General features: G+C 42.2%; 16 protein-coding genes and 1 other annotated feature. Of the genes, 3 read left to right on the forward strand and 13 right to left on the reverse strand.

Features of this window, described 5'->3' with window-relative positions; translation table 11 throughout:
* Positions 1-4: 4 nt before the first annotated feature.
* On the reverse strand, positions 5-1,279 hold the full coding sequence (gene hisS / locus NSQ52_RS12535; RefSeq protein WP_008342721.1) for a histidine--tRNA ligase: 1,275 nt from the start codon (positions 1,277-1,279) through the stop codon (positions 5-7).
* Between the two features lie 73 nt (positions 1,280-1,352).
* Positions 1,353-1,592 (reverse strand) — a binding site (T-box leader).
* Between the two features lie 58 nt (positions 1,593-1,650).
* Entirely contained in the window at positions 1,651-1,821 is a 171-nt protein-coding gene (locus tag NSQ52_RS12540; RefSeq protein ID WP_003216250.1) for a YrzK family protein, read from the reverse strand.
* A gap of 137 nt (positions 1,822-1,958) precedes the next feature.
* Between NSQ52_RS12540 and NSQ52_RS12545 the strand changes: the two genes are divergently transcribed.
* Positions 1,959-3,539, forward strand: a complete 1,581-nt coding sequence (locus tag NSQ52_RS12545) for an SH3 domain-containing protein (protein ID WP_041506805.1) — start codon at positions 1,959-1,961, stop codon at positions 3,537-3,539.
* Between the two features lie 97 nt (positions 3,540-3,636).
* Here NSQ52_RS12545 and dtd read toward each other — a convergent pair whose 3' ends face one another.
* The 8 genes from dtd to NSQ52_RS12585 form a co-directional block, all read right to left on the reverse strand.
* Positions 3,637-4,080, reverse strand: a complete 444-nt coding sequence (gene dtd / locus NSQ52_RS12550; RefSeq protein WP_008342725.1) for a D-aminoacyl-tRNA deacylase — start codon at positions 4,078-4,080, stop codon at positions 3,637-3,639.
* A gap of 18 nt (positions 4,081-4,098) precedes the next feature.
* Positions 4,099-6,309: a bifunctional (p)ppGpp synthetase/guanosine-3',5'-bis(diphosphate) 3'-pyrophosphohydrolase gene (locus NSQ52_RS12555; RefSeq protein WP_017358115.1), complete on the reverse strand. Its 2,211-nt coding sequence runs from the start codon at positions 6,307-6,309 to the stop codon at positions 4,099-4,101.
* A 142-nt stretch (positions 6,310-6,451) separates the two neighbouring features.
* Positions 6,452-6,964: an adenine phosphoribosyltransferase gene (locus NSQ52_RS12560; protein ID WP_008342729.1), complete on the reverse strand. Its 513-nt coding sequence runs from the start codon at positions 6,962-6,964 to the stop codon at positions 6,452-6,454.
* A gap of 23 nt (positions 6,965-6,987) precedes the next feature.
* Complete coding sequence (gene recJ / locus NSQ52_RS12565) at positions 6,988-9,321, reverse strand: single-stranded-DNA-specific exonuclease RecJ (protein WP_035390967.1); 2,334 nt, start codon at positions 9,319-9,321, stop codon at positions 6,988-6,990.
* Positions 9,322-9,402: 81 nt separating this feature from the next.
* The gene (locus NSQ52_RS12570; protein ID WP_173408155.1) at positions 9,403-9,759 is read right to left on the reverse strand and encodes a lipopolysaccharide assembly protein LapA domain-containing protein; all 357 of its coding nucleotides are present in this window, start codon (positions 9,757-9,759) and stop codon (positions 9,403-9,405) included.
* Positions 9,760-9,858: 99 nt separating this feature from the next.
* Entirely contained in the window at positions 9,859-10,347 is a 489-nt protein-coding gene (locus tag NSQ52_RS12575; protein ID WP_008342734.1) for a cation:proton antiporter regulatory subunit, read from the reverse strand.
* Between the two features lie 200 nt (positions 10,348-10,547).
* Positions 10,548-12,776 (reverse strand): protein translocase subunit SecDF, encoded by a 2,229-nt coding sequence (secDF, locus tag NSQ52_RS12580; protein ID WP_048001809.1) that lies wholly within the window; start codon positions 12,774-12,776, stop codon positions 10,548-10,550.
* A gap of 41 nt (positions 12,777-12,817) precedes the next feature.
* Positions 12,818-13,114, reverse strand: coding sequence for a post-transcriptional regulator (locus tag NSQ52_RS12585; protein WP_003216788.1), 297 nt, complete (start codon positions 13,112-13,114; stop codon positions 12,818-12,820).
* 116 nt (positions 13,115-13,230) lie between these two features.
* On the opposite strand from NSQ52_RS12585, the gene spoVB reads away from it, so the two are divergent.
* Positions 13,231-14,781 carry a stage V sporulation protein B gene (gene spoVB, locus NSQ52_RS12590; RefSeq protein ID WP_342473388.1) on the forward strand — a complete coding sequence of 517 codons (1,551 nt, stop codon included), beginning with the start codon at positions 13,231-13,233 and terminating at the stop codon, positions 14,779-14,781.
* Between the two features lies 1 nt (position 14,782).
* On the opposite strand, the gene NSQ52_RS12595 is transcribed toward spoVB, so the two are convergent.
* Entirely contained in the window at positions 14,783-15,445 is a 663-nt protein-coding gene (locus tag NSQ52_RS12595; RefSeq protein ID WP_024718383.1) for a DUF421 domain-containing protein, read from the reverse strand.
* A 165-nt stretch (positions 15,446-15,610) separates the two neighbouring features.
* Between NSQ52_RS12595 and NSQ52_RS12600 the strand changes: the two genes are divergently transcribed.
* Complete coding sequence (locus NSQ52_RS12600; protein ID WP_007501492.1) at positions 15,611-15,988, forward strand: TIGR04086 family membrane protein; 378 nt, start codon at positions 15,611-15,613, stop codon at positions 15,986-15,988.
* 49 nt (positions 15,989-16,037) lie between these two features.
* Here NSQ52_RS12600 and yajC read toward each other — a convergent pair whose 3' ends face one another.
* Positions 16,038-16,304, reverse strand: coding sequence for a preprotein translocase subunit YajC (gene yajC, locus NSQ52_RS12605; RefSeq protein WP_003216659.1), 267 nt, complete (start codon positions 16,302-16,304; stop codon positions 16,038-16,040).
* A 47-nt stretch (positions 16,305-16,351) separates the two neighbouring features.
* Positions 16,352-17,497, reverse strand: a complete 1,146-nt coding sequence (tgt, locus tag NSQ52_RS12610) for a tRNA guanosine(34) transglycosylase Tgt (protein WP_008342748.1) — start codon at positions 17,495-17,497, stop codon at positions 16,352-16,354.
* Between the last annotated feature and the right edge of the window lie 29 nt (positions 17,498-17,526).

A 17,526-nucleotide genomic window follows, 5' to 3' on the forward strand; every position in this document is an offset into this window, starting at 1 on the left:
TTCTTTACGCTTTCTGGTGGGCTTTCATCATTTGAATCAGCTCATCAAGCTTCACTTCAATTTGTTCACCCGTTGTCGTATCTTTTACGTTTACAATTTGCTGCGCTAGCTCATCTTCACCAAGAACTGCAATAAACTTGGCTTTCAAGCGGTCTGCCGCTTTAAATTGTGCTTTTAGCTTTTTCCCTGTATAGTCCATTTCACTTGAAATGCCTTCTTTTCTTAGGCGATTCAATAAGCCAACAGCATAATCTTTTGCTTGATCTCCTAATGCCGCAATATATAAATCAATGCCGTCTTGAACAGGAAGCTCGATCTTCTCTGCATCAATCGCTGATAGGAAACGTTCAATACTCATCGCAAAGCCGATACCTGGTGATTCAGGACCGCCAATTCCTTCAACAAGTCCATCATAACGGCCGCCGCCGGCTAATGTTGTGATCGCGCCAAAGCCTTCTGCATTACTCATGATCTCAAAGGCAGTGTGATTGTAATAATCAAGACCGCGCACTAAGTTCGGATCGACGACATATTCAATGCCTAGATCGGTTAAGTATTGTTTTACTTTTTCAAAATAAGTCCGTGATTCTTCATTTAAGTAATCTTGAATGGATGGTGCCGTTGCCATCAGTTCGTGATCGCGGTCCTTTTTACAATCAAGAATACGCAATGGATTTTGATGTAAACGAATTTGGCAGTCGTGACAGAATTCATCAATTCTTGGTTCAAAATGCTCGACAAGTGCTTGACGGTAATCTGCACGGCTTTCTTTGTCACCAAGGCTGTTAATAACGAGTTTTAAGTTGGAAAGACCTGCTTTCTCATACACACTCATCGCTAATGAAATGACCTCTGCATCAATGGCAGGATCTTTTGAACCGATCGCTTCAATTCCGAATTGATAAAATTGACGATATCTTCCCGTTTGTGGACGCTCATAGCGGAACATTGGTCCAATGTAGTACAGCTTTGTAGGCTGTGCAGGCTGTGCAAACAGTTTATTTTCAACATAAGAACGGACAGTTGAAGCTGTTCCTTCTGGGCGAAGTGTGATGCTACGTCCTTTTTTGTCTTCAAATGTGTACATCTCTTTTTGAACGATATCTGTTGACTCGCCTACTCCTCGTGCAAACAGTTCCGTATGCTCAAAAATCGGTGTGCGGATTTCTTTGTATTGAAAGGCTGCACATGTATCTCTCGCAATTTGTTCAACATACTGCCAGCGTTCTGATTCTCCCGGTAAAATATCCTGTGTGCCTCTTGGAATATTAAAACTCATTTTTCGTCCTCCTACGACCATCATTCATTTTTTATGTGGACATATAAAAAACCCCCGCCTCTACTATGTGTATAGTAGGGACGAGAGTTATACCCGTGGTGCCACCCTAGTTGGAACATGATCTAGCCATGTTCCCGCTCAAATCCTTAACGCAGATTCACGTTCTCCGCCTAATGACTCATTTTTTGAGTGTTCAGCAGGAAACCTACAGAGTGTTCTTTCGTGATAAATGCCATGCGGATTCGCTTTCAGCCTTAGGCGATTCCTCTCTGCTCACGCAATTTACCCTACTATTCTCTATCATCAGTTCCACATTTTAAATTTTCAAGTGTGTTGATTTATATTATAATAAGGTCGGTGCTGCCACTCTGTCAACCCTTGCCGTGTCTCTTTTTCTTTTCCAGCTCTTCTTTTGATGTGCATCCGTATTCAGATGCTGTTTCTTCAAGGAAGCCTGGTTGATCCATTTCGTCGTGCTGCCAGCGGTCGATATCACGATGTCCATTATATTGCACTCGTCCTAATTTTCTGCTTAATCTCATGTTTGTACATCCTTTTATCACATTTTTATTTAGTATAAACAGATTGATTCAATTTTATTAGGGAAACTGCAAGGAATTCATCCATTACATAACGAATTAACATTCATCGGTTTTACAAGGGAGGGGAAAACACCGTTTTGAATCTGAAAACACACCATCACATGATGTTGCTGCTCACCTGTTTTGTCCTCATTGCCAGCACTTGGCCAATGACACATGCGACGGCTCAAACAGATCAAGCTGTCGTTGCAACAGATGAAATCAATGTGCGAACCGGACCTGGTTTAAGCTACGGGATCGCAGCAGTTGTGAAACGAGGAGAAAGCTACCCGATTCTCACTGAACAAGGAGAATGGGTACAGATCGGTCTATCGAACGGACAAAAAGGCTGGGTCGTCTCATGGCTGATTACCAAGTCATCTGATGCACAAAAGCCTGCTAAGCAAAAGACGCAAGGTCAAAGTACGCAAGGAAGCAGTTCAATTACGTCAACAGCCTCTGACCTTCGCATTCGGACAGGCCCAGGGACTTCCTATCAAGTCATTGGCACTTTCCCGCAGGGCGCTTCCGCTAAAAAGCTGGACACAAGCGGCGAATGGACAAAAATATCGTACAAACAAGCGGAAGGCTGGGTCCACTCTGATTATATTTCTGGCGGACAAAACGCTTCTTCATCCAGTTCAGCTGAGCCCGCTCGTTCTAAACAGTCCGGCACAGTTGGCGTATCAAGCTTGAATGTTCGAAAATCGGCGGCACCAAACGCACAAGTGGCCGCTTCACTTTCCCGCAACACTCAAGTCACCATTTTACGGGAGCAAAATGGCTGGTATGAAATCGAAGCAAAAGGCGTTAAAGGCTGGGTTGCAAGTTATTATATTGTCTCAAACCAAGGAACAAGTGCAGCACCTGAAAAGAATTCATCCTCTTCGTCATCTCATCAGAAAGCGTACATCGTTTATGATGGAACGAATATTAGAAAAAGCGCTTCTACCTCTGCTGGAATTGCAGAAAGAGCAACAAAAGGAGCTGCTTATCAAATTGTTCGTACGCAAGGTGACTGGTACGAGGTGACATTATCAAACGGCGGAACAGGCTACGTGGCGAGCTGGGTCGTTCAAACAAAGAAAAATAGCAGCGAAGCACCAAGACCTCAGCAGGATTCATCGTCTGGCACTGGATCTTTAAAAGGCAAAACAATTGTTCTTGATCCTGGGCATGGCGGAAAAGACAGCGGCACGATCGGCGCAGACGGTGCATTTGAAAAGAATATCACGATCAAAACCGCTCATTTGCTGGCGGGTAAGTTAAGAGCTTCTGGAGCAAATGTCTATTTAACAAGAAGTGATGATACATTCATCAGCCTTCAATCGAGGGTTGCCACTTCACATTACCGAAATGCAGATGCATTTATTAGTCTTCATTATGATAGTTTTATGGACCAAAGTATCAGAGGGAGCACCGCATATTATTATCAAGCATCCAAAGATCAACGTCTGGCGACAAGCGTTCATACGGAAGTCGCAAAACGATCACAGATCCCTGATAAAGGAGTCAAATTTGGAGATTATTTTGTTTTAAGAGAAAACAAGCGCCCTTCCCTTTTATATGAACTCGGCTATTTAAGCAATCCTCAAGAAGAAGCGATCATTTATAGCGCCTCTTACCAAGAACGAGTGACAGAAGGAATGACAGAAGGATTAAAACAATATTTCCGATAGAAAAAAGAGGCCGCTGCGCCTCTTTTTTGTTTGATCGCAAAAGAAAAAGACTCTAAACAAACTCTCAGCAAGAGTTTATCTACAGTCTAATGTCTTTCTATTCTTTGCTGTCCATCAACATGGTGACAGGCCCCGAATTGGTCAATGAGACGTCCATCATCGCCCCAAAACGTCCAGTTTCAACATGGATGCCTTTTTCTCTAAGCGTTTCATTGAAGCATTCGTAAAGTGAATTCGCCACATCCGGTTTGGCAGCTTTCATAAAGTTCGGCCGTCTGCCTTTTCTCGTATCACCATAAAGAGTAAATTGAGATACAGACAGTACACTTCCTTTTACATCTAACAAAGAATGATTCATTTTCCCGTTTTCATCTTCAAAAATACGCAAGTGTGCGAGCTTTTCAGCTAAGTAATGCACATCTTCTTCTGTGTCTTCATGTGTAACCCCAACGAGCACCATATAGCCTTCATTGATGGCACCTGTGATCTCTTCTTCTACTTTCACAGATGCACTCGTCACACGCTGAACAACAAGCCTCATAGACGATATACTTCCTTTCTAATTCATGAATCGGCGAACAGAGTAAATGTCTTTGATTTGTTTAATGCGTTCTACCACTTTGTGCAAATGGTTAATATTTTGGATAAAGATCGCCATATGGATCGTCGCCACTTTGTTACGATCAGACTTACCAGAAACCGATGAGATGTTCGTTTTGGTTTCGTTGACTGCTTGAAGCACCTCATTAAGTAAGCCGCGTCTGTCATATCCTAATATTTCGATTTCCACATTGTATTCTTTACGGTTTCGAGCAGGCTGTTCATGCTCCCACTCAACCGGGATTAACCGTTCCTGCGCTTCTCCTGTCTTCACGTTCGGACAGTCATCACGGTGAACAGATACGCCACGGCCTTTTGTAATAAAGCCAACAATGCTATCACCAGGAACAGGATTACAACACTTAGATAAACGGACAAGCAAGTTATCAATGCCTTTCACTCGCACGCCAGCTTCTCGTTTTTTCCCGTGATATGGTTTTGACTCTACAGACACTTCTTGAACGGTTTTCTCTTGTTCTTCCTGATCTCTTTGTTTTCTTTCTTTTTCCGTTAAACGATTCGCCACTTGGAGTGCCGTAATTCCGTTATAACCGACAGCTGCATACATGTCCTCTTCATTTGAGAAATTAAATTTATCGGCCACTTTTTGCAGATTTTCAGTGGTCAAAATGTCTTTGACATCGAACTCAAGGTTTTTGATTTCTTTCTCCACAAGTTCTCGGCCTTTTTCGACATTTTCTTCACGGCGCTGTTTCTTGAAAAACTGTCTGATCTTGTGCTTCGCTTGGGAGGTTTGGGCAAGTTTGACCCAATCCTGGCTCGGTCCATAGCTATGCTTAGAAGTCAGAATTTCAATAATGTCACCTGTTTTTAGCTTATGATCAAGTGTGACCATTTTACCGTTGACTTTGGCTCCGATTGTTTTATTCCCAATTTCCGAATGAATCCGGTATGAGAAATCAATTGGTACGGAACCAGACGGCAGCTCGATGACGTCACCTTTTGGTGTAAATACAAACACCATATCAGAGAAGAGATCGATTTTTAACGATTCCATAAATTCTTCCGCATCTGTGGATTCATTTTGGAATTCAAGGATTTCTCTAAACCAAGACAGCTTCTTCTGGAAAACGGCTTCTTCCGTCGATTCTGCTGACTCTTTGCCTTCTTTATACGCCCAGTGTGCCGCAATTCCGTATTCCGCAATTTCGTGCATTTCCACTGTACGAATCTGAACTTCAAGCGGGTCCCCTTTTGGACCAATCACCGTTGTATGAAGAGACTGATACATGTTCGGCTTTGGCATCGCAATATAATCCTTAAATCTGCCTGGCATCGGCTTCCAGCATGTATGGATAATACCAAGTACCGCATAGCAGTCTTTAATGCTGTCAACCAAAATACGTACAGCCAGCAAATCATATATTTCATTAAATTGCTTATTTTGCATGACCATTTTTCGATAAATACTATAAATATGTTTCGGTCTGCCGGAGAATTCAGCCTTAATGTTCACCTCAGACACGCGGTCTTTTACTTCATTGACAACCTCGTCCAAGTATTCCTCACGTTCCGCTCGTTTGCGCTTCATGAGATTCACAATCCGGTAGTATTGTTGCGGATTTAAATAGCGGAGGGCTGTATCTTCAAGCTCCCACTTAATCTTTGAAATCCCTAATCTGTGCGCAAGCGGTGCAAAGATTTCAAGGGTTTCATTTGAAATTCTTCGCTGCTTTTCCTGCGGAAGGTGTTTGAGTGTTCTCATATTGTGAAGACGGTCTGCCAGCTTAATTAAGATGACGCGAATATCCTGCGCCATTGCAACAAACATTTTACGATGGTTTTCAGCCTGTTGTTCTTCTTGTGATTTATATTTAATCTTTCCGAGCTTTGTCACACCATCAACAAGCATGGCTACTTCTTCGTTAAAATGCTCTTTTAAATCTTCTAATGTCACATCCGTGTCTTCGACAACATCATGCAAGAAGCCGCCAGCAATGGTCGAAGGATCCATTTCAAGATCAACAAGAATTCCCGCCACTTGAATAGGATGGATAATATAGGGCTCACCGGATTTCCGGTATTGCTCCTTGTGAGCATTTTCAGCATATTCGTATGCACGCTCTATAAATTGAATATGTTCAGCGGACAGGTATTCTCTTGCCTTATCAATGACCTGCTGCGCCGTTAAAACTTGTTCGTTCGCCATGGAATCACCTTTTTAAATGAAAACTGTATTGTAGTTTATTATCAAGAAAAATTCGATAGATGTAAAGAGAAGAAGTCCGCTAAAAGATTTTTGATAGGAAAAAAGCACCCTTCTTACTGAGTGCTTTTTTCGTAAAACTCCATTAGTATTGCATTAACGTCAAGATGTCGTAACCGTCAAGCTTCTTTCTGCCATCAAGATACGTCAGCTCAATTAAAAATGCAATCCCTGCCACAACGCCGCCTAATTCCTCAACCAGCTTGATGGATGCTTCAATCGTTCCACCTGTCGCAAGCAAATCATCTGTGATCAGTACACGCTGACCAGGACGAATTGCATCTTTATGAATCGTTAATACATCTTTACCGTATTCCAAACCGTAATCGACTTTGATGACTTCACGAGGAAGCTTTCCTTCTTTACGAACTGGGGCAAAACCTACACCAAGTGCGTATGCTACAGGGCAGCCAATAATGAATCCACGCGCTTCAGGTCCAACAATGAGATCAATATCTCTTTCCTTCGCGTATTCAACGATTTGATCCGTTGCATAACGGTACACTTCGCCTTTATCCATTAACGTTGTAATATCTTTAAATTGTACACCTTCCTTTGGGTAGTCAGGTACAACTGTCACATATTGTTTTAAATCCATCTTTTCCTTTTCCTCCTCGTACGTCAAAGCACAGGTGAGACTTCGCTCATCATGCTATTCAGCCATTCCTTCAGCTCTTTGGCTGAGGAATATGTTAGTGTTTGATCGAGTTCCATCAATCGTTGTTTTGCTGTATAAGACGATGATGCGGTTAAATCTTTTTTAGGGGCATCACGCACTATTGACAGCACACCATTCTCTATTTTAACAAAACCGAGTTCAAAAAACACCTTTGTCATAAAAATGATTGTATCTTTTGTCCAACCTCTATGTTTGGCAAGCTCCATGCCTTGTTCTTTAATAGGAAAACTTCCCCGTTTGAACAAGAACCCATAAAACCATTTGAATTGATCACGGCTCGGGAATGAGGACATAAAGTGATCTTCTTTCCGCTGAAACACCGTATAAATTCTTGCTGGTTGTTGATTTTCTAAAAGCAGCTTGAGCAAGTGTTCATCGGCAGGAACATCGGCAAAGATCACATACTTTTCCTGCACATCAAACGTGGATACATTTTCTGCATCAATAAGGTGAATCGGAATATCCACCAGCTCCGATTGCTTTTTTGTTTCTTCGTCAAAACAGAAGACCATTGTTTTTGCTGGATCAAGTGTTGATACTTTCTTTTCCCAATCTTTTTTCCCGCGTAAATCAAACAGCTGCCATTCATCGACTCTAGCGTCTTTTAGCATGAGCTGAGGTTTCTTTCGGTTATTCCATTCATTAATCGAGACCTCGCCAACGACAGAAATTTGACTCCCTGGGACAAGTTCTTCTTTTAGTTTGCCTTGGTGAAAACCGACACAGTCGAGCAGCTTGTCTTCGTCTTTTAGTGACATTTTAATGTGATTTTGATTTGCCCCGATCGTTCGGATGTCTTCAAGCTGGGCGTCTTCAATCATAATGAACGGCTTAGGATTCTGCATGCCAAACGGGGACAGCAGTCCCACTTCTTCAATGGCTTGCACCGTCATTTCGTCCACTTTACATACTGCATCGACCCGTTGAATTGGAATAAAATCTTCTTCAGTCAACGTTTCATTTGCATATTGATTCAATCTTTCCCTAAGTAAAGGAACATCATCCGCTTGAAGTGTCATTCCTGCTGCCATCGGGTGTCCACCGAAATGCGGCAGGATGTCACGGCACTTGCTCAAATGGAAAAATAAATCAAAGCCAGGAATACTTCGGGCTGACCCTTTCGCCATCTGCGTTTCTTCATCTATTCCAAGCACAATCGCCGGACGAGAAAATGTATCCGTCAATTTTGAGGCAACAATGCCGACAACGCCTGGATTCCAGCCAGCTTTTGCTACGACGATAGCAGACTGGTCAGCACCTGTCTCTTCGACCATTTGAATGGCTTCTTCCGTGATCGTACTCACAATTTTCTGCCGTTCTTTGTTCAATTCTTGTACAAAACGAGCGAGTTCTTCTGCTTCATCCATATCCTCAGTCATGAGAAGATGAACAGCCGGATCTGCCTGCTCAATTCGTCCAACAGCATTCAGCCTTGGCGCAATTTGAAAGCCGACCGTTTCCTCATTTGCTTCTTCAAGAGTGGCGCCTGCTTCTTTTAATAAAGCTTTTAATCCAGGCCGTCTAGATTGACGAAGCTGCATCAGACCTTTTTTGGCAATCCATCTATTTTCATCATGCAGCGGGACAAGATCCGCAATTGTACCGATTGCAGCAAGATCTAATAATTCTACTGGGAGTTTACCGAGGAGTGCATGTGCCACTTTAAACGCCACACCGACACCCGCCAGCTCTTTAAACGGATACTCACACCCTGGCTGCTTAGGATGTACAATCGCAAGTGCCTCAGGCAGTTCCTCGCTTGGTTCATGGTGATCTGTGATGATCAGGTCTAATCCTATTTCTTTTGCAATACGTGCTTCATTTACAGCAGCGATCCCTGTATCCACGGTGATGACAAGCGATGCTCCTTGCTCTTTGATATATCGGAAAGCCTGTTCGTTTGGCCCATATCCTTCTTTAAATCGATCTGGAATATAAAAGTCTACCTTCGCAGATCGTTCTTTAAGTGTATGTAAAAGTACAGAAGTACTTGTCACACCATCTGCATCATAATCTCCGAAGATCACAATCGATTCCTGCTCTTCGATCGCTTTGTTGATGCGCTCTACTGCTTCTTTCATTCCTTTTAATAAGAATGGATCATGAAATTCGGCTTTTTGATCAAATAAAAAAGACCTCGCTTCTTCTACTTCTTCGAGTCCTCTTTGTACAAGAAGTGATGCAGTCAGCGCTGAAATATTCAGATTTTCAGAGAGTGATTTCACTTTTTCTTCGCTAGGATGTTCATATTCCCAACGCATTTTGGATAATAACATAAATTCACCCCTCAACCACACTATTATACTAGAGTGGACTGAGGGGTTTCAATTTTTATTTTATGAAATTGTACTGGAAGATTATTTTTCCTTCCGGTCAAAAGACGCTGGCTGTTCTTTTAAAGGTGTGACATTCGTTTTCTTTTGAACGTCTTTGTCTACCTTTTTTGGAGAAGCAGTAGGGTCAGTCACAGTGGCTGCACGTTCAGCTTTTAATGCTTTTAATTCACGTTTTAGTTTCACAATTTGGAAAATCCCCGCAAAAGCCACAATGAGTCCGCCCATCAGAACAGAACCGATAATGACAAGGATCAGCGGCCATTCAGCCGTTCCAAATAAGTAGTCTACCTGTACAGGCCGCACGTTAATAACAGCAAATACTGAGACAATTAATACGAAAATAAATGCGAGTATGATGGTCCATTGTTGTTTATTCATCTACAAATCCCCCAAGCTTTTTCTTTTATTCTTCCCTCTTTCTTGTCCTTTTTAAACACAGAAAGAACATGGCGGAAGGTTTTCTATCAGCATGGGCGCTTAGCTGCTGAGTTTTTCTTTAATGAGGCTCTTTAATTCTTTTCTTTCTCCAGAGATGACAAGGGTGTCTCCTTCTTCAATCACCGTATCTGGTCCTGGATTTAAAATTTTCTCATGTGATTTTCTCACAATGGCGATGACTGTCACTTGATAGTTTTGGCGCACACTCAGGTCTCCGATCGTCTGGTTAACAGCTGGTGCGTTCTTTTCAATCTTAAACCATTCAATGATGAGTTCATCAATGGCCACCTCCACTGTCTCAAGCGCTTTTGGTTTATAGACCATGCCGCCTAAAATAGCCGAGATTTGTCTTGCTTCTTCATCGCTAAGCAAGATACCAGAAATACATTCTTCGTGATCATCTTCTTGAAAATGATACATCTCTCTTCTGCCGTCATCATGTGTGATAATGGCAAGCTTCTCATTATTTCTTGTGATCATTTCGGCTTTGTGACCGATACCTGGCAGTTCAGTTTCCCGAACCTTCATAACAGCCCCTCCAATGAATAAAAGCGAAATGCCCCAAACGGACACTTGCTTTCTATACTGATCTAAACGTATGTCATTATAGCAAAAGACCATTTCAAGATCAATGAAACCCGAAATGTTTTTACATATCATCTTATTGTTGTGACGATGACAAGTATGATGCATGAAAAAAAGACTGCCATGCTGGCAGTCTTTCTTGTTTAAATATCTTGTTCTGTGTCGATTTTAGCCGGCTTTTTCAGCTCACGACCTTTCCATATCAGCCAAATTTGTGCCGCAATGTAAAGGGATGAATACACCCCTGTTAATAGGCCGACAAGTAAGGCGATGGAGAAGTTTGTAATAGATGCTGAACCGAAAATGAGAAGTGCAATCACCACTACAAGTACGGTAAGCACAGTGTTCACAGAACGCGTAAAGGTTTGCTGTAAACTTAAATTCACAATGTACGATAAATCTTCGATCGTTTTCGGTTTGCGTTTCTTCATTTGCTCACGCACCCTGTCGAAGGTGACAATCGTGTCATTGATTGAGTACCCAATGACCGTGAGTATCGCTGCAATGAAGGTGACATCCACCTCTAAGCGCGTAATACTAAAGAAGGCAACGATAAAGAATGCATCGTAAAGCAGAGAGATTATCGCTGCAATCGCCATTTTATACTCAAATCGGACGGATACATATAAGATAATCCCGATCGAAGCAATGATGACAGCGTATAATGCGTTACGAGCAAGCTCTTTTCCGACCGTCGGAGACACTGTACTTACGTTAGGCTCCGTTCCGTATTTATCTTTGAAATAATCTTTCACTTCAGCAATTTTTTCTTTATTCGGAACACCGACAAATCGAGCTGCTGCTTGATTTTCTTTTTGCCCCGATAACACAACACTGTCTGTCTCAAGGTCTAGCTTTTTAAAATCTTGCTCCACCTGTTCTGTTGACAGTTTATGGTCACTTTGAATATCAACTCTAGTACCGCTTGCAAAGTCAATACCTGCATTGAGCTTGAAGATTGACAGCACAATGATTCCAGCAATGGTAATGGCTGCTGAGAAAATCATAAAGCCTTTACGTTTGCTGACGAAATCCCATTTATCAAATGGTGTTTTCGGTTCAGTATTTTCAGTTGTTTCATGAATATCAATGATGTCTTTCTGACGAACACCAAACCAGCCTTTTCTGCGATCGAGATAACGGCTTTCTACAAGTAAGCCAAGAAGGAATCTTGATAGGAAGACAGCCGTGATAAAGCTTGTCAAAATCGATAGGATAAGCATGGTTGCAAACCCTTTGACAGAGCTTGTTCCAAAGAAGAATAGAACCCCGCCGGCAATAATACTTGTTAAGTTTGCATCAAAGATCGTGGCAAACGATCTGCGGTTACCCGATCTGAAAGCAGAACGGACAGATTTACCGAGCTTGAGCTCTTCTTTAATCCGCTCATACGTAATAATGTTGGCATCGACAGCCATCCCTACCCCAAGAATCAATGCAGCGATTCCAGGCAGTGTCATGACCGCCCCCATCCAGTCAAAGACTTGCAGTGTGATATAGATATAAGCTGACAGTGTAATGACAGCAACAAGACCTGGTAATCGGTAATAAAACAGCATGAATAAGAAGATAAATGCTATTCCTACAATTCCTGCGAAGACTGTTTCGTTTAGTGCTTGCTCACCAAACTGTGCACTCACAGATGTTGAATATTTTTCGGTTAATTTTACTGGCAATGCGCCGGCATTTAAAATGCTCGCAAGGTCTTTTGCCTCTTGAACCGTAAAGTTTCCTTCGATTTGTACGTCACTGCTGTTAATTTCTTGGTTTACATTCGGCGCAGATACATACTTATGATTTGATTTAGAGACTTCTTTTTTGAAGGAATCTCCCTTATGATAATCAAGCCAAATGACAAGCTGATTGTTTGGTGCCATCGCTGCTACTTTTTTTGTCACGTCACCAAACTTTTTCGCATCCTTTAGTTTGACCGTCACGATCGGCTCATTCGTTTGATTGAATGTTTGTTTTGCACCATTTTCAACAAGATCAGATCCGTTTAGGAGTTCTTTGTCATTCGTATCTCTGAAGGAAAGCTGTGCTTCAGTCGATAGAATCTCCCGTGCTCTGTTTTGATCTTTTACACCCGCAAGCTGTACGCGGATACGGTTGTTTCCTTCAATCGAAATGTTCGGCTCACTGACCCCAAGCACGTTGGCTCTTCGGTTTAAAGCCTCTACTGTACTGACGAGAACACCATTTGTGATCTTGTCTTCTTTTTTCACTGGGTGTACATCATACAGAACCTCAAATCCACCCTGTAAGTCCAGCCCTAGCGTCATATCTTTCGCAACGGGCTTCGTTAATAAGCCCACACCAGTTCCGATTAACAGAACCACTAAGAAAAACGCAAGTATGCGCCCTTTTTTCATTATGTATTTCCTCCTTAAACACCTGAATCCATTTAGATGGCTTATTTCAACAGTTCGTCCAGCATATTCTTGCCATCTTCACTGTCCAAAAAAGCAGACGTTTTAAACGACTGAACGGTTGCATAGTTCATAAATTCGCCAATTTTCACAGATAAAATATCTGCAACCATTTCATGAATCGGATACTCTTGTTTTTTCTTCCACTTCTTATTCTCTAAGTATGACCATAATTCCTCTAAATCTACATCTTTATAGCCCAAAACGATGAATTCTTCAAGCTTACTGAACAGAAAAGGCTTTAGATGGTCTTTGTATATAGCAGCCGGATGTTGTGTCATTGTGAGGCTCCCCCTTTTCAGTTTTTTATCGAGAGACTTGTCATGCTTGGACGATATACACGCATATCTTATTGTATATGATTCTATGTCGTTTGAGAAGGCAGGTGATCTGTGATTTGACGAAGCAAACGTTTTTAAAAGGGACGATTATTTTAATTTTAGCAGGTTTTATTACAAGAATATTGGGTTTTGTCAATCGAATTGTGATTGCAAGGTTCATTGGCGAAGAAGGCGTAGGGCTTTATATGATGGCAGCGCCTACCTTTTTTCTCGCCGTGACGCTGACACAATTCGGACTTCCTGTTGCTATTAGTAAGCTAGTCGCAGAAGCAGAAGCCCGTGGTGACAAACAGAAAACAAAACGCATTCTAGTGATGTCCCTTGCAATAACAGGAACACTCAGCCTGATTTTCACGCCGCTCTTTTTATGGTTTGCCCCTATTATGGCGGAAAATATGCTGACAGATCCTAGAACGGTCTATCCTCTGCTTGCCATTACACCCGTCGTACCCATTATTGCGATCTCTAGTGTGTTAAGGGGCTATTTCCAAGGAAGACAACAAATGAGCCCGCTTGCGATGTCGCAAGTACTAGAACAGGTCGCAAGAATTTCACTCGTGGCAGTATGTACAACAGCGTTCCTGCCTTATGGAATTGAATACGCAGCAGCAGGCGCTATGATTTCATCTGTCATCGGGGAAATGATTTCACTTGCTTACTTACTGATTGCCTTTCGTTATAAAAAGACCATCCGTATCCGAAAACGTTTTTTCAAGGCAATTCATGATGGGAAGGATACGTTTAAGCAGCTCATGAGTATTGCCCTGCCAACGACAGGCAGCCGTTTCATCGGCAATATCTCTTGGTTTTTAGAACCGATTGTAGTCGCGCAAAGCCTTGCGATTGCCGGTTATGCAGCTGTGGAAGCAACAAGGCAGTATGGAGAATTGACGGGACTTGCGCTCACCCTTTTGACACTTCCTAGTTTTATCACGTATTCTCTCTCCACCGCACTAGTTCCAGCGATTAGTGAAGGGATGGAACAGAACAAACGCAAAACGGTCGAATACCGGCTCAAGCAGGCGATGCGCCTTTGTTTATTAAGCGGGGGCATTTCATGTATTATCCTTTTCGTGTATGCAGAAAATTTAACCCTCTTCATGTATGGTTCATCTCATGCCGCTGTCTATGTAAAATTCATGGCGCCCTTCTTTTTGCTCTATTACTTTCAAGGGCCGCTGCAGGCCGTCCTGCAAGCATTAAATTTAGCGGGGGCAGCGATGACCAACAGTTTGATAGGAGCTGTTGTGAAAACAGGCATGATCTTTGTTCTTGCTTCACAGCCAAGCTTTGGCATTATGGGCGCAGCGCTTGCGATCCTCATTGGCATCGTTCTTGTCACGTTGCTCCATGCGGCAACTGTCGGTAAAGTGCTGCCTATTCATTTACCATTAAAAGAATATGGACTTTGCGTCCTTGTGATCATCGGCACTGGGGCAGTCAGCTTATGGATGAAACATCAAGCGAGCGGACTCTTTTCCGCACCTTTAGAGCTTGTCATGATGATCTTTTTGACGTGCGTGCTGTATGTCATTCTATTAATCTGTCTTGGGCTAGTGAAACGAGAAGAGCTGCGCCGCATCCCGTTTATTGGGAAGCTGCTGTAGCTCATCTTTTCTTTATAATTTCATCTTTCAAATCAATATAAAAATTCTTCTGATTAAAGCTACAGTAAGAGATTTGCTCGATATCATGATAGCCTCTTTTGGCAAGCTCCTTTATCAGCCACTGTTCATCATGGTTGATCTGCTTGAGATGATCATGCTGAACCACACCGTCTGCAATAAGCGGGAGCTCAAGCGCTGCATGTTTGCGCTTGTTTTCTTTTTCAACAACGGCGAGCTTTCCTGAAGGCTCTAAGATGGCATATGAGACATCCTGGATACTATCGATGTTATTTTCTCTTAATTGAATCAGCAAATCATCAAAATTGTATCGCTGTTTTCTCATCGCACCCTCGTCTATTTTTCCGTTGATGATGAGCAGGGCCGGCTTACCGTCGAGAAAACGCCGGACACCTTGAAATTTTAATGACAAATAGGCAAGGGTGATTTGAATGAAGGTTAACAGCAGGATCGGCCATACTGTATGTAACATGTGATCCTCTACTTCTTCTATGGCGAGCACCGCAATTTCAGCGATCATCATAAAAATAACAAGATCTAAAATACTCAGTTCCCCAATCTCCCTTTTGCCCATTAAACGAAAGATAAACCAAATGAGAAAATATAAAATGATCGTTCTCATGGAGATAATTAAGATGTCCTGCATATGATGTAAACCCTCCTTCTCCACCATAGCTTGTGTCAAAACACTTTATTTATGTAGAAAAGAAAGCCTGGGTTTTTATCACGAGAAACATGTCTATTTTTTCTTCTCCGTGAATACATTTTAGTAAAAGACAAGCTTCGGTCAATTGGAGAGGAGACGAATCACATGCAGGAAACGAAACAAATAGGAAAAGGCATTTTATCTGGCTTAATTGCTATTTTTGTCGTGATGATTGTCACAAGCTTACTTGTATCACTGATGCTTACCTTCACAAGTATGCAGGAATCATCGTTTAAATGGATGATCATGATCTTGTCCTTTGCGGCACTTTTTCTAGGAGGAATGATTTCTGGAGGGAAAGCAAAGGAACGGGGCTGGCTCATTGGCGCCATGACCTCTTTTATCTTTTCACTCACTGTTTTTTTATTTCAATATTTAGGGTTTGGAGAAACCTTTTCACCAGAACAATTCATCTATCATGCAGCCTTTTTGGGAATTTGTATGCTAGGGGGAATGATTGGCGTTAATCTTCGGGGCAAATAAAAAAAGAGCGAATGATATCGCTCTTTTTTTATCGCTATGTATTGGAGGATTAACCTTTGTCAGCTAATTCTCTAATAGCACGTCGGTCGAAAGTTAAACGGTTGTTTTCGCTTGTTTTGATGACCACTTTTGATTCATCAATGTAGTCGATTTCACCGTGTAAACCACCGATTGTGACGATTTTATCGCCTTTTGATAAAGATTGCTGCATCTGACGCACAGCTTTTTGTTGCTTTTGCTGTGGACGGATTAACAAGAAGTAAAGCACAGCAAACATGACAACAATCATAATGATTGAACCCATACCACCATCCATTCTATCTCACCCCTTTCTAAAGCATTGTAAAGCTTTTCGTTTATGCGTTAAAAGTTTTTCGCATTCGGTTTGTTAAAGCCATAACGCTCAAAAAACTCTTCTCTAAAATCACCTAAACGATCCTCACGGATAGCTTCTCTCACTTGCTCCATTAATTTTAACAGAAAATGAAGATTATGATAAGTTGTTAATCGAATTCCGAACGTCTCATTTGTACGGATCAAATGTCTAATATAAGCGCGTGTGTAATTTTTACATGTGTAGCAGTCACAGTTTTCATCGATTGGTCTGAAATCACGCTCATATTTAGCATTTTTCACAACAAGGCGTCCTTCACTTGTCATGAGCGTACCATTTCTTGCAATTCGCGTTGGCAGTACACAGTCAAACATATCGACACCGCGAATCGCGCCGTCAATTAATGAATCTGGTGAGCCGACACCCATTAAGTACCTTGGCTTGTCATCCGGTAAAAATGGCGTTGTGAACTCCAGCACTCGGTTCATCACGTCTTTAGGTTCACCAACAGATAAACCTCCAATGGCGTATCCTGGGAAATCAAGTGAAACAAGATCTTTTGCACTTTGTTTACGAAGCTCTTCGTATTCTCCGCCCTGCACAATGCCAAACAGCCCTTGATCCTCTGGACGCTGGTGCGCTGTTAAGCAGCGCTCTGCCCATCTGCTTGTCCGCTCTACAGAACGTTTCATATAATCGTACTCTGCTGGGTACGGAGGACATTCGTCAAATGCCATCATAATATCTGAGCCGAGCGCATTTTGAATCTCCATCGCTTTTTCAGGAGAAAGGAACAACTTATCTCCATTTAAGTGATTACGGAAGTGAACGCCTTCTTCTTCAATTTTTCTAAATTCACTTAAAGAAAACACTTGGAAACCGCCTGAATCAGTGAGAATCGCTCGATCCCAGTTCATAAATTTGTGCAGGCCGCCTGCTTCTTTGACAATGTCATGCCCCGGGCGCAGCCATAGATGATACGTATTGCTTAAAATGATGCCTGCTTCCATCGCTTTTAACTCTTCAGGCGCCATTGTTTTCACTGTAGCCAGTGTACCAACTGGCATAAATACAGGTGTTTCAAAGGAGCCGTGCGGTGTATGAACGCGCCCAAGACGTGCACCTGTTTGTTTGCATGATTTAATGAACTCATAACGTATCGGTAATTGCGACAAAAATGAGCCCTCCTGTCTTTGTTGTATGA

The organism is Bacillus sp. FSL W8-1141 (assembly GCF_038593205.1).
GTDB lineage: Bacteria > Bacillota > Bacilli > Bacillales > Bacillaceae > Bacillus > Bacillus altitudinis.